This window comes from Legionella qingyii, assembly GCF_003184185.1.
In genome coordinates this window covers 78,487-90,553 of the sequence record NZ_QHJG01000031.1, presented here as the reverse complement: position 1 = coordinate 90,553, position 12,067 = coordinate 78,487, and the positions used below count along the sequence as shown (strand labels likewise).

Sequence of the window (12,067 nt, the reverse complement as noted above, 5' to 3'; positions counted from 1 at the left end):
ATGAGGACAGTAAGTGTTTTATTGTTGGTAATTGTTTTGTCGAGCTGCGCAAGCATGCAGTATGGAAATTTTACAGTTGCCTCTCAGAGTAAAGATATTTATTTGGCTAAAGATGCTGCGTCACAACTCACACATATTTATCCGCCAGCGCAAAATATTTTTTATATCAGCCAAAAAGTCAGTGATGGCTTTGGCATTAATTTGATTCATGAAATGCGAAACAAAGGTTATGGCGTGATTGAAAACGTCCAACCGAGACAAAAAGCAAATTTTTTCTATGTAGTTGATGAGATGAAGCAAGGCTCTCACTATCGAGTCAGCCTTTATATTGGCTCGCAAACATTAAGCAGGGTCTATGTCAAAACTAAAGAAAAAATCGCTCCAACCAGCCCATGGTCACACAAGGAGTAACAAAATGAACCAAAACATCGATTTATTATCACCGAATAGTTCACCGCAAAAACTCAAAACAACAGGAGTCAAGCGTGTGAATAATCTCCCTTTAGTGATAGCAATTGGCGTGTTGACCCTTTTTGTCGTGTTAATCGTCTTTGTTTCCCATAAGAGAGCCAATGCACAAAACCAAACTCTAGAGGCAATAAAAGTCACGGGACAGAAGAAAAATAACATGAATCTGGCCAATGAAATCGTTGGGAATCACAAAACCGGTGTGATGCCTGAGGCACTCATCATCAATCATGAGCCGGTACTTGAGTTACCTGTGGAACAAAACTTCCTTCAAAAACAAGACATGGATAGTCAAAATGTATCAGATACGGAGCTGGAACGAATTCGTCAGGAAAAAACCCAAGCATTTGAAGAAGCGGTCAAAGCAAAAACATTAATTATGGTTGATAATCCTCACCTAAATACCAGAGAAAGTATGACTACACACAGAGCCAATTCTGTTGCACCATTCGATGTCGATGGCGGCAGTTCCTTTAAAGAGCAACTGCAACTGCTCGAGGGACGACAAAATGCTAGACCCATGCCGCAAACTTTGGGTGGTGAGGAAAATGAAATGCGCTGGCATTTAAATTCACGACTCGAGAATCCCAACAGTAGATACGAGTTAAGAGCCGGAAGTGTTATTCCTGGAGTGATGGTAAGCGGTATTTCTTCTGAACTGCCTGGGCAAATCATCGGTCAAGTCTCCCAGAACGTTTATGATACGGCGACAGGTCAACATCTTTTAATCCCCCAAGGTACAAAGATTTTTGGTCTTTATTCCAGTGAGGTGAGCTTTGGTCAGAGTTCGGTGCTGGTAGCCTGGCAACGCCTTACTTTTCCAGATGGAAAAGCTTTGGATATTGGCTCCATGCCAGGAGCTGATAGTGCAGGTTTCGCAGGCTTTCGTGATCAAATAAATAATCATTACTTACGAATTTATGGTTCAGCCCTCTTGATGTCCGGTATCGTTGGGGGAATCAGTTACAGTCAAAACAGTAATCAGTCCAATCAGTATGGATTTAGCCCCTCTACAGCGGGCAGTGTATTAAGTCAGGCATTGGGTCAACAGCTAGGCGAAGTAACGTCACAACTGGTGGCAAAAAATCTGAATGTAGCACCGACTCTAAACATTCGTCCGGGTTATCGATTCAACATCATTGTCGTAAAAGATTTAACTTTTAGAAAGCCCTACCGGCAGTTCAGATAACAAAAAAGAGGAACTGTGATGAAACTTCGAATCCTGTTTGTTTATTTATGGACATTTAATGCCTGCTCCAATATGCCCGTGTTTGATTTACCCAATTACGTACAAAATGGAAAAATGCTACTGAACCAGATTAAAGAGTATAAAACTCAGGTTGATCAATACAACAACCAGATTCAGCAATATCAAAACATGCTGGATAACACCAAATCACTCACTTCGTTTCAGTGGGACAATGCCAATGGGGTAATAGATAATCTGCTTGAATCGACCGATACGATTGATTATTACAAACAAGAAGCAGGTAGCCTTCAAGGTTACCTGGATAGGTATCAAAGTCAGGAATACTATCAAAAAACACCTTGCTTTAATGGCAGTAACCAGTGTAGTCCCGAAGAAATCCAGAAAATAAGGCAAAGTAAAATATCTGCTTCTGTTGCTCAAAAACGCGCTAACGATGCCATGCTCAAGGGAATTGATAAACAGCAGCAAAGTTTAAAAGATGATTCGGTAAAACTGCGCACCTTGCAATCTCAGGCTCAAACTGCCCAGGGGCAAAAACAAGCGCTCCAGGCTGCCTCGCAACTGGCAAGCCAACAATCCCATCAACTGCTTCAAATAAGAGGACTTTTGTTAGCGCAACAAAGCGCACAAACCACAAAAGATGCAGCAGCAGCCAACAAAGAAGCCATACAAACCGCTGCTGATGAACGTTTTAGGTCAGGCACCTTTCATAAAAGTTCAGGAAAAAAATGGTAACCCATTGATAACAAGAGGAAGAAAACAATGAAACGATTAGGATTATCCATAGCACTTTTAGCATTCCTGCTTACAGGCTGTGACAGTGCTGAGGTAAAAGCACGAAAAAAGGCAGAGCATCTAGCCTCGTTAACCTGCAACAGCTCCAAAGAGGGTCGGACAGCCGATGAGCTGCAGGCAATAGCTGATGCTTGTTTTAAAGGCGGAAGTTACTCCAAAAGCTCAGGTATAAAGTGGTAATCCCATGAAAAAAAAGACAATCACTTATTTAATCGTATTCCTTTTAATTGGGTTTTCCTTGTCGGCTCATGCACAAGGCAGCATGGACAGCAGGGATTTGCTGGATAATATTCTGTATCGGTTTTCCAGTACAGCCTCTACATGGAGCCAAACCATATTAAGTTATGCTCGATACCTCTTCTGGTCTCTGGCATTAATTAGCATGGTATGGACCTATGGGCTTATGTCATTACGAAGAGCGGATATTCAGGAGTTTATGGCTGAAACGGTTCGATTTTTAGTGGTTGTCGGTTTTTTCTATTGGATTTTGGATAATGGACCTGCCATTGCAACCGCCATCATCGACTCCATGCGACAACTCGCAGCAAAGGCTTCCGGAATTGATACGCACATTTCCCCCTCTGACATTATTGACGTAGGTTTTGATATTGTTTCCAAAGCAATTAATAACTCGTCCCTCTGGTCCCCTGCGGCAACTACGGTGGGATTGATCGTTGCAGGGGTGATTCTGGTCGTTTTGGCACTGGTCAGTATTAACATGCTGATTATTCTGATTACTGCCTGGATTTTAACCTATGGCGGCATCATCTTATTAGGGTTTGGTGGCGGACGCTGGACTTGCGATATCGCGATTCAATACTACAAAACAGTGTTGGGTATTGCTTTACAGGCATTTGCGATGATTTTGATTATTGGTATTGGTAAGTCTTTTGTCGATCAATATTATGCCGCTATGGCAAAGGACATTCTCTTAAAAGAAATGTTTGTGATGCTCGTTGTATCCATTATTTTGCTGATATTGATTAATAAAATCCCCCCTGTTCTCGCCAGCATTGTATCTGGCGGTGGCGGAGGCAGCGGTGGTATTGGTCTGGGTGGCGCTTTAGGTGCTGCCGGCGTTGCGGGTGCTGCTTTGGCAAGCAGCGCAGGAGCTGTCAGTGCTCAAAGTGCAGGAGGCTTATCCGCTCTTCATGCGGCATTCAAAGCCGCTTCCCAAAGTATGGGTGCTGGTGATTTAGGTTCTGTGTCAGAAGGCAATGTCAGCTCCAAAACCGGCAGTTTGGCACAAGCCATGGGGCAAGCATCCAAATTTGCAGGTTCGTTTGGCTCACATTTAGCATCAGGGACATTTGATGTAGCACGAGAAAAGGCAAGCGCTATGAAGGAGGCAATGGCTGCAACGGTGGCCGAAACTACCGGTGGGAAAATTGCCGATGCAATTCATCAACGGGTGGAATCACAAAACGATTTATCAGCATCTGAACACCAGGATTCAGCATTTCAAAATATTACGTCGATAGGCACTCCAGAAGGAAGTTTCAGTGCCGGAGAAAATGACGATGAAGTCAGCCATTTTGTCAATCGAAAAGCATCTGGAGACTGCCAATGAATCTGAGTAAACCCAATAAATCCATTGGTCCACAAGTGAGACAAAAACAGGATAACAAGAGGACCATGAGACTCATCGTAATGGTGACTCTGGGATTTTTAATCAGCATGGAGATTGGCACACAATATGTGGCTTATAAGTTTCATTACCACGAGAATTTAGGTTTTTCATTTGCGCATGTTTATCTACCCTGGAATCTGCTCTGGTGGAACATGAACTATCATCATTACCATCCCGAATATTTTAATGCCGCCTTTGGCATGGTGGTGATGAGCAGCTGCCTTTTTTTGATGATGCTGTTGTTCGCTAGTCGCCATTTAAAAAAAGAAAACATCAGCGAATACCTTCACGGCTCAGCCAGATGGGCGAATAAGGATGATTTGAACAATGCTGGTTTGCTTGACCAGGAGGAAGGTGTGTATGTTGGGGCGATTGAAGATGCGCAGGGAGAAATTCATTATTTGCGCCATAATGGGCCGGAGCATGTTTTAACCTATGCACCAACGCGATCCGGAAAAGGTGTTGGCCTTGTAATCCCTACCCTTTTATCGTGGAAGCATTCCTGCGTGATTACCGATTTAAAAGGCGAGCTTTGGGCCATGACCGCTGGCTGGAGACAAAAGCATGCTAACAATAAAGTGATTCGCTTTGAACCAGCAACATTAACTGGCTCAGCCCGTTGGAATCCGCTTGATGAAATCAGAGTGGGTACAGAATCAGAGGTGGGTGACGTACAAAATTTGGCAACACTTGTGGTTGATCCTGATGGTAAAGGGTTAGAAACGCACTGGCAGAAAACATCGCAAGCCCTTTTGGTTGGTTTTATTCTGCATGCGATTTACAAACTAAACAACCAGGGGGAGCCGGCCACATTTCCCAACATTGACCGTATGCTGGTGGATCCCAATATTAATATTGCCGACCTGCTCATTGAAATGACCCAATACCCGCATATTGAAGGAAAAACCCATCCCGTTATTTCAGCCTCCGCCCGTGACATGATAGACCGCCCCGAGGAAGAAGCAGGCTCTGTGTTATCCACTTTAAAATCTTATCTGGCGTTATATCGTGACCCAGTAGTTGCTCATAACATATCTGCCTCAGATTTTTGCATCCGCGATTTAATGAACTATGAAAGTCCTGTGAGTCTCTATATTGTTACTCAACCCAATGATAAAGCAAGGCTTCAGCCTCTGATTAGGGTCATGATTAATATGATAGTGAGGTTATTGGCTGACAAAATGGAGTTTGAGCGTGTATCGGATGACAAAGGTTTAGCTTATGTCAGAACGAAAAAAACGTATAAGCATCGATTGCTTTACATGATCGATGAATTTCCAAGTCTTGGAAAACTCGATATTCTGCAAGAGTCATTAGCGTTCGTTGCGGGTTATGGTTTGAAGTTTTACTTAATTTGTCAGGACATTAATCAGCTTAAAAGCCGTGAACGTGGTTATGGTCCTGATGAAACCATCACGTCTAATTGCCATATTCAAAATGCTTATCCACCTAACCGAGTTGAAACAGCAGAACATCTTTCCAAACTGACAGGCCAAACGACGATTGTTAAAGAACACATCACCACCAGCGGCAAACGTTTTTCAACGTTCTTAAATCAAATCTCCAAAACCGTGCAGGAAGTATCAAGACCTCTTTTAACCGTTGATGAGTGTTTGCGTATGCCTGGCCCCAAAAAAGACTCCGATGGTTTTATCCGTGAGGCTGGTGATATGGTGGTTTATGTCGCTGGTTTTCCTGCGATTTATGGGAAGCAGCCACTTTATTTTAACGATCCAGTTTTCTTAGCCAGAGCATCTGTCGAGGCACCAGTACACTCAGATATTTTGCGTGCTCGTTTAAGTGACGATGAGATCATCAAGTTATGAAAAAATTGTCCGTCTTCATCGCTATTTTCTTTATATGTCTTATTGCTTTAGGCGCACTGTTCCATGCTATGGGTTTTAGGATAAACCTGACTGAATCCATACCTATAGGCTTATATCGCATCACCAGTGCAGAATCTCTCAAAAATGCTTATGTGATTTTTTGTCCTGATGACAGGAAGTCGTTTAGGTTAGCCAAGAACAGAGGCTATATAGACCATGGTCTTAATTGTGGTGGATATGGTTATTTAATGAAAAAAGTCGTGGCTCTATCTGGCGATATTCTCTCGGTGACAACCGAAGGTGTTTTTGTGAATCACATGCTAATCCCCTATTCAAAACCAAAATTACAGGATGGGATGAACCGCACATTACCTCAATGGCAGGTAATGAATTACCAACTTCAAAAAGAGGAAATCCTGACAATGACCAGTCAAAGCGAATGGTCATTCGATGGTCGATATTATGGTCTTGTTCACACAAGACAAATCAAAGGAATGATCACACCCGTATGGTTAATTAATAAACGGGAGAATACCACATGATTAATGAAATCAAATTAATGGGGAAAATAATTTGGTTTCTGATAATAATATCATAACGAAATAGGCTATTTGCTACGAAGCTTTTTAATAAAAGGATTCAATTTTTTTTTTATTAACTCAAGTGTTAAGCTTTCATTATAATAAACATAAACAATGGAAACGCCATTTTGCCTACAAAGCTCTTTTTTTCTTAAATCTCTTTCTTTGTTTTTTATTAAAGCTGTTTCACCGCCAAAAAAGTCAACTGGCTCAAAATGTTGTCTACCTTGGTATTCCAATGCCAAAGATATTTCAGGAAAATAGACATCAAGACTTTGACTACCCAGCCAGGTAGGGCTGGCTTCCCGCAATATTTTAAATTCTGGAAGTAGCTCCTTGGCGAATAGAAACATATTATTTTCATTAATCCATTTGGGTTGGTTAAATATATAGTTTAAATTATGGTAAATCCAACTCCATTTTGGGTCTTTATAATAGAAAAATGAAAGAGGTCCAAAACAATATTGTAAAGTTTTGTCAGGAATACCAAATTGTCTTTTACACTCATCAAAGCCGTATTTCTGTATTATGCATACATGGCAAATTGTATTCCGCCTCGGTAAGCAAACTATATCAGATAACATTAAAAGATTATCTTTTCGAGCGGTTGGAGGATTAGATGCCAATAAATGCTCGTGGAATTCCCTGGAGCAGGAGCATATATATCGTTTACCAGAAATAAGATTAAAATAAGTTATTTCCTGATGCTTAGAATTAAACATTTCAAAATCACAAAGATAAAACCATTCTGGCACCATTTTATCCTGAAGTTTTTCAATGGTTTCAGGAGATAGTTGGGTGAGAATGTTTTTAACCCTAAAAGAAAATCTTAATTTATTGATGAAAATATTTGTTTGGGTTTTTAGTTCTTTTATTGCAACGTCTTTTTTTGCTATCCGTGTAAACTCTATTTCATGTAAATAATTATTGCTTAATATTTTTCCATCCATAAAATAAAATAAGTGATATTCATTATTCTTATTATTTCTTATATGTCCGGACTTTATAGGAAAGTATTTCATTACAACACCTTTTATGAATGGATTGAACTCAACTTTGTCTTGCCTCATTTTCTGTATTTTAATTATTGAGGAAAGTTCAAAAGTCAGTTCTTTATCAAGGTAATTAAAGCCGAAGCCATGAGTCAAAGTTTTTGGTTGCTTACATTTAATAACAGTATCCATTACAAAATCATTCTTTATTAGGAGGTTACTATATTTCGACAAATAATTTGACATTGCAATTTTTAAAGCATATTCGATACTTGCAGAAAGATCCTGAAATATATGCTTTTCTAATGTATCTTTTAGGGCTTTTTCAAAAACATCAGTTTCTATGCCTAATCGGAGTTCCATAAGATTAATTAAATAGTAATTCTTTTTATTGTAGGCCAAAAAAGTGAAGTTAACGGCAAGATTGCCGAGAAATATATGAACGATCTATTTTTTTTGTAATCTTATCCATAGCAATTCTAGATTAGAAAACTAATGCGTTACAAAATAACACTATTACTCACTTCACTTTATTTTTTGATGTCCTTTTCCGCTCTAGCCCAGGAACTTTCCGTCGCACATGGTTATCAGGTTGGAGTCTTTGCTGCTCCAGCTGATCATGTGCATTATCCTGCAATAACACTTGACCTCCTCCGGTGAGCTGAACCAGATCGCATTCGGACAGATTTCGCAAGCTGTTGTGATCTTTGGCTGGCGAGCCTTGTCTAATGCTGAAAGTGTTGGGCTTTTTACTGCCTCTTCTATTGCCTGTGGCTGTTCCAACAGCCTCATGGTTTCCAGAAGTTCTTCTTCGATGGTTTTGTTGGTTTGATCTTGATTGTTCATGAGATTTCTCCTGTTCAAAATTTAGCTTTTGACGTTGGTTTTCCAAATCCAAATCAGCAAAAGTGATTGGCATTTGATATTGAATAACAATTTGCAAGATAATCTTTTTAAATAGTGGAGACCCGCTCACACAAATACAGTCACAGTAGCGCTTCCTTGCCATTTCCAATGCTCTTTTAAGCGCAGGAATAGACCCGCCTTTAGAAATGATAATTTCTTTTCCATTGTCTCTAATAACACCGTTACCCTTTTTATAAATCTCAGTGCCTTCTTTAGTAACAGAGTCGATTGGTCCAAAATTTAAAGAAGGAAAAACTGAGTCTGCACCTGATATGGTGTAATCATGGTTATTTTTACGATTACGATAACGCATTGCCACTAAGGCATCCTGGTCGCCACCTTGCGCTTTTTGTTTCAGCCAATCAGCCCAGGTTTTGTTTTGGTGGGAATCTATTAACCGGCTACGTTCTTTTGCGTAATTTTTCCTTATGCTATCAATATCATTAAGCAAAGTTTTGTTTATGTGCTGATATAGATACTTTTTCTGTACTTTAGAAAGGTTCATTAATTTCAAAGCCGCTCGTTTAATTCGCCCTCGCTTTTTCGCCTTTTCAATAAGTTTAACTCTAGCCTCGCGTAACTGCTTAAGCTTTTCTGTAATAAAGAGTTTATTGTGTGATTTTTCATGCTGAAATTCAGCATATAGATTGGAACCAATTACTTTTTTATTTAATGGTTCATAACGATATACATTTGATACATGTTCATTGTCTTCTGAATAGCATGGTACGAATAAACCTAGTCTGGATTCGAGATTTTTTTTAGAGAAGGTTCTAGAAATTGAACTTGCTTTAACGGTAAGCCCTTGGACATTACAAAACACAAAACCATTGGCTTTAACACGCATCATCAATCCATGCTCTGCCAAATTACTATGAATCACCTTCCAGCTACTGGCTGCCTCGATTTTTTCTTTGCAGTGCCGCTTCATCCAATTAATCAAGCTTTCAATACCTGAATGGTATTCCATATCGTCAGCAATATTTTCTGAACGGCTTTTACGAGTTTGATGATTAGTTATTTTAAGATCTAATTCAGTTTCGAGCTTGGATGCAACCTCGGCAAAGGTCTTATATGCCCTATAAGGTTCAATCATATTAAAAGTTTGGGGATGAATTTTATTAATCGCAACATGAATATGAAGATTGTCTGTGTCATGATGAACAACGGAGATTCTTTGATGTTCTTTAAATCCAATCGACGATGCCACTCTGTCTTCAATTTCTTGTAAAGCTTGAGATGAAGGATTTTCTCCTGGGGCGAAAGAAATGAGCATATGATAGGTTTTATCGCCCAACGCTCGCTGGTTTCTAGCCTGTGTTGCCAATACCTCCTGAACAGCCCAAATGGGATCGATACTATTACAGTTTGATAATCTGACTTTACCCACACGTTCCTTCTTATTTTGTGTATTACAAAGGTACTGAACAAGACCCGAAAAACTACTAAGCCTTGTTTTCTTCATAGGAATATGGCGAATAATCATAGTTTTTTTACCACTTCAAACATCGCATCCTGAGTGGTTTGAATACGTGCTAACAATGTTTTTATTGCTTGGAGGTCGAAGTGTGCAACACGTTTATCCTGAGTCAACCATAGTTTTAACAGTCCACCAAGCCGTCCTAAGTCTCCATTAATCTTGGCTAACTGCAGTATATAATCCTTATCAACATTACTTTGAATTTGATAACCGAGACTAATCCTTCTTAAATACTCGGCAATTGAAAGCCCAGCTGTAGCTGCATTCGATTTAATTTGAATTTCTTCAGAAGGCAAAACAGGTACGCGAAGATGACGACCATTTTTTCTGGTGGATGTTTTAAGTTTCTCGTCCATAAGGATGCCGACCTCTTAATTAAGTGGTTATGCAATCCTTTGAGTATCGATTTGATCTCAAAACACAGTTTTTTTGTTGAGCACCGAAGGTGCGAATAAGATTAATGAGGTTTGGTAGCCAGCTTGCTGGTTAGCTAACTTCACCTATCTTGCCCTGCGTTTTAAGTTCATTAAATGGGATACTATCAGGTAATTTTATGTAATTTCAAGGTTATTTTTCGTAACGCCCTATTAATTACTTATAATTACCATTAATTACGATAAGTTACACTTAAGTACGTTTAATGGTTTATTTAATTACGCTAAAAGGAAGGAAAATTACATACCCTATTGCAGTCTAACGTAATATTTCATACCATCGAAGAGAACAACAATAAATTGACAATATGACATGGGAAACTCCCTCAGCGAACGAATCGCAGCCAAGCAGATAAATAGGAAATGCTCTGATAAATCGGTCAACAAAGCCGCTTTTCTTGCGCTAAAAAAAGATATCGCTTCAGCGCTAGCCGACGGCTGGTCTATAAAGCTTGTCTGGGAAACCTTAGTTGAAGAAGGCAAAATCTCATTTTCATATAAAACATTTTGTGGCTATGTAGCACGTTTGATTGCTGCAGAAAAAAAGCCATCTATGCAGGAGAACACCAAGGATGAACAGGCTAAAAGTAAGGCAAAAAACGAAATTCGCGGCTTTACTTTTAATCCCAAACCCAACTTGGAGGAACTCTTGTAATGGCAAAAATACATATCACACTGCAGGGAAAAGGCGGTGTCGGCAAATCATTTATTTCAGCAACCACTGCACAATACAAATATCACAAAGGCCAAGCCCCATTGTGCATTGACACCGACCCTATCAATTCAACCTTTCATGGTTTTAAAGCCTTAAATGTTGACCATATTCAAGTCATGAGCGGCGATGAAATCAACCCACGGCTTTTCGATGCCCTCATCGAAAAAATTGTCGTAACAACTAATGATGTAGTCATTGACAACGGTGCCAGTTCTTTTGTACCGCTATCTCATTACCTCATAAGCAACCAAGTTCCAGCTTTATTAAAAGAATTAGGCCATGAAATGGTGATTCATACGGTCATCACCGGCGGCCAGGCCTTGTTGGACACCATTAATGGTTTTGCACAGCTGATTGACCAGTTTTCAAATGAAGCACAGTTTGTCGTCTGGCTCAATCCCTATTGGGGAGCCATAGAGCATGAGGGCAAAGCCTTTGAACAAATGAAAGCTTACCGAGATAACAAAGATCGAATATCAGCCTTAATTCAAATTCCTGACCTGAAAAAAGAAACCTACAGCCGGGATCTAACAGAGATGCTACAACAAAAACTAACTTTTAATGAAGTACTGGCAATGCCAGAAAAAAACCTTATGACCCGTCAGCGATTAAAGATCATTCGCGATCAGTTGTTCGGCCAATTAGATAATGCCATGGTGATCTAATGTCAGATAAATTTAATGAGGTCATTCAGGACATCGCTGTAAGACATGGTGTGGTTTTAGGCAAAGATGATCCAATCCTTATCCTTCAGACCATGAATGTAAAACTGCTTGAGGAAAACCGCCGCGTGCAAGAGGCTATGCTAGCGAAGTTCAGAGAGGAAATTGAGAGTATTTCCTCTCAATGGAAGGATCGTGTGCTCTTCCGATCTGCTATGAAAAATATGATATCTAGCTCATTGGCTGAGGCTCGTGATATAACACAACAGGCTCGGACATTTAGTAGGTATGCATTGCTGTCATCAACCGTCATTTTGATTGGTTCTTGTTTGTTTATCTTTATTTCTCTCGAGCATATTTTAAGGTAG

General features: G+C 39.9%; 13 protein-coding genes. 10 read left to right on the top strand and 3 right to left on the bottom strand.

Annotated elements, in window-relative coordinates; all coding sequences use genetic code 11:
* Genes DGG96_RS16475 through traF form a run of 7 tightly spaced genes read left to right on the top strand, consistent with a single transcriptional unit; the run spans position 1 to position 6,471 of the window.
* A complete protein-coding gene (locus DGG96_RS16475; protein ID WP_110142761.1) occupies positions 1 to 411 on the top strand; it encodes a conjugal transfer protein TrbH in 411 nt (136 codons plus the stop codon).
* 4 nt (positions 412 to 415) lie between these two features.
* On the top strand, positions 416 to 1,657 hold the full coding sequence (locus tag DGG96_RS16470; protein WP_110142762.1) for a TrbI/VirB10 family protein: 1,242 nt from the start codon (positions 416 to 418) through the stop codon (positions 1,655 to 1,657).
* Between the two features lie 18 nt (positions 1,658 to 1,675).
* Positions 1,676 to 2,413 carry a P-type conjugative transfer protein TrbJ gene (gene trbJ / locus DGG96_RS16465; protein WP_110142763.1) on the top strand — a complete coding sequence of 246 codons (738 nt, stop codon included), beginning with the start codon at positions 1,676 to 1,678 and terminating at the stop codon, positions 2,411 to 2,413.
* 27 nt (positions 2,414 to 2,440) lie between these two features.
* Positions 2,441 to 2,653, top strand: coding sequence for a hypothetical protein (locus DGG96_RS16460; RefSeq protein WP_110142764.1), 213 nt, complete (start codon positions 2,441 to 2,443; stop codon positions 2,651 to 2,653).
* Between the two features lie 4 nt (positions 2,654 to 2,657).
* On the top strand, positions 2,658 to 4,043 hold the full coding sequence (trbL, locus tag DGG96_RS16455) for a P-type conjugative transfer protein TrbL (RefSeq protein ID WP_110142765.1): 1,386 nt from the start codon (positions 2,658 to 2,660) through the stop codon (positions 4,041 to 4,043).
* Positions 4,040 to 5,929 (top strand): type IV secretory system conjugative DNA transfer family protein, encoded by a 1,890-nt coding sequence (locus DGG96_RS16450; protein WP_110142766.1) that lies wholly within the window; start codon positions 4,040 to 4,042, stop codon positions 5,927 to 5,929. Before trbL ends, DGG96_RS16450 begins: the two co-directional genes overlap by 4 nt.
* On the top strand, positions 5,926 to 6,471 hold the full coding sequence (gene traF / locus DGG96_RS16445) for a conjugative transfer signal peptidase TraF (protein WP_110142767.1): 546 nt from the start codon (positions 5,926 to 5,928) through the stop codon (positions 6,469 to 6,471). The genes DGG96_RS16450 and traF overlap by 4 nt, the downstream gene beginning before the upstream one ends.
* A 65-nt stretch (positions 6,472 to 6,536) precedes the next feature.
* Here traF and DGG96_RS16440 read toward each other — a convergent pair whose 3' ends face one another.
* From DGG96_RS16440 to traJ, 3 genes are all read right to left on the bottom strand, one after another.
* Positions 6,537 to 7,865: a hypothetical protein gene (locus tag DGG96_RS16440; RefSeq protein WP_110142768.1), complete on the bottom strand. Its 1,329-nt coding sequence runs from the start codon at positions 7,863 to 7,865 to the stop codon at positions 6,537 to 6,539.
* Positions 7,866 to 8,022: 157 nt separating this feature from the next.
* The gene (gene traI, locus DGG96_RS16435) at positions 8,023 to 9,894 is read right to left on the bottom strand and encodes a TraI/MobA(P) family conjugative relaxase (RefSeq protein WP_110142769.1); all 1,872 of its coding nucleotides are present in this window, start codon (positions 9,892 to 9,894) and stop codon (positions 8,023 to 8,025) included.
* Positions 9,891 to 10,244, bottom strand: a complete 354-nt coding sequence (traJ, locus tag DGG96_RS16430; RefSeq protein WP_110142770.1) for a conjugal transfer transcriptional regulator TraJ — start codon at positions 10,242 to 10,244, stop codon at positions 9,891 to 9,893. Before traJ ends, traI begins: the two co-directional genes overlap by 4 nt.
* A 391-nt stretch (positions 10,245 to 10,635) precedes the next feature.
* Between traJ and DGG96_RS16425 the strand changes: the two genes are divergently transcribed.
* The 3 genes from DGG96_RS16425 to DGG96_RS16415 are packed head-to-tail and all read left to right on the top strand — an operon-like array spanning position 10,636 to position 12,067.
* On the top strand, positions 10,636 to 10,977 hold the full coding sequence (locus DGG96_RS16425; protein ID WP_110142771.1) for a TraK family protein: 342 nt from the start codon (positions 10,636 to 10,638) through the stop codon (positions 10,975 to 10,977).
* Positions 10,977 to 11,702: an ArsA-related P-loop ATPase gene (locus tag DGG96_RS16420; protein WP_110142772.1), complete on the top strand. Its 726-nt coding sequence runs from the start codon at positions 10,977 to 10,979 to the stop codon at positions 11,700 to 11,702. The genes DGG96_RS16425 and DGG96_RS16420 overlap by 1 nt, the downstream gene beginning before the upstream one ends.
* Positions 11,702 to 12,067: a conjugal transfer protein TraM gene (locus tag DGG96_RS16415; protein ID WP_110143669.1), complete on the top strand. Its 366-nt coding sequence runs from the start codon at positions 11,702 to 11,704 to the stop codon at positions 12,065 to 12,067. The genes DGG96_RS16420 and DGG96_RS16415 overlap by 1 nt, the downstream gene beginning before the upstream one ends.

Excerpts from the sequence above, each read along its gene's own strand:
- DGG96_RS16475 (WP_110142761.1), top strand. The coding sequence starts at position 1 with ATGAGGACAGTAAGTGTTTTATTGTTGGTAATTGTTTTGTCGAGCTGC.
- DGG96_RS16470 (WP_110142762.1), top strand. The coding sequence starts at position 416 with ATGAACCAAAACATCGATTTATTATCACCGAATAGTTCACCGCAAAAA.
- trbJ (WP_110142763.1), top strand. The coding sequence starts at position 1,676 with ATGAAACTTCGAATCCTGTTTGTTTATTTATGGACATTTAATGCCTGC.
- DGG96_RS16460 (WP_110142764.1), top strand. The coding sequence starts at position 2,441 with ATGAAACGATTAGGATTATCCATAGCACTTTTAGCATTCCTGCTTACA.
- trbL (WP_110142765.1), top strand. The coding sequence starts at position 2,658 with ATGAAAAAAAAGACAATCACTTATTTAATCGTATTCCTTTTAATTGGG.
- DGG96_RS16450 (WP_110142766.1), top strand. The coding sequence starts at position 4,040 with ATGAATCTGAGTAAACCCAATAAATCCATTGGTCCACAAGTGAGACAA.
- traF (WP_110142767.1), top strand. The coding sequence starts at position 5,926 with ATGAAAAAATTGTCCGTCTTCATCGCTATTTTCTTTATATGTCTTATT.
- DGG96_RS16440 (WP_110142768.1), bottom strand. The coding sequence starts at position 7,865 with ATGGAACTCCGATTAGGCATAGAAACTGATGTTTTTGAAAAAGCCCTA.
- traI (WP_110142769.1), bottom strand. The coding sequence starts at position 9,894 with ATGATTATTCGCCATATTCCTATGAAGAAAACAAGGCTTAGTAGTTTT.
- traJ (WP_110142770.1), bottom strand. The coding sequence starts at position 10,244 with ATGGACGAGAAACTTAAAACATCCACCAGAAAAAATGGTCGTCATCTT.
- DGG96_RS16425 (WP_110142771.1), top strand. The coding sequence starts at position 10,636 with ATGGGAAACTCCCTCAGCGAACGAATCGCAGCCAAGCAGATAAATAGG.
- DGG96_RS16420 (WP_110142772.1), top strand. The coding sequence starts at position 10,977 with ATGGCAAAAATACATATCACACTGCAGGGAAAAGGCGGTGTCGGCAAA.
- DGG96_RS16415 (WP_110143669.1), top strand. The coding sequence starts at position 11,702 with ATGTCAGATAAATTTAATGAGGTCATTCAGGACATCGCTGTAAGACAT.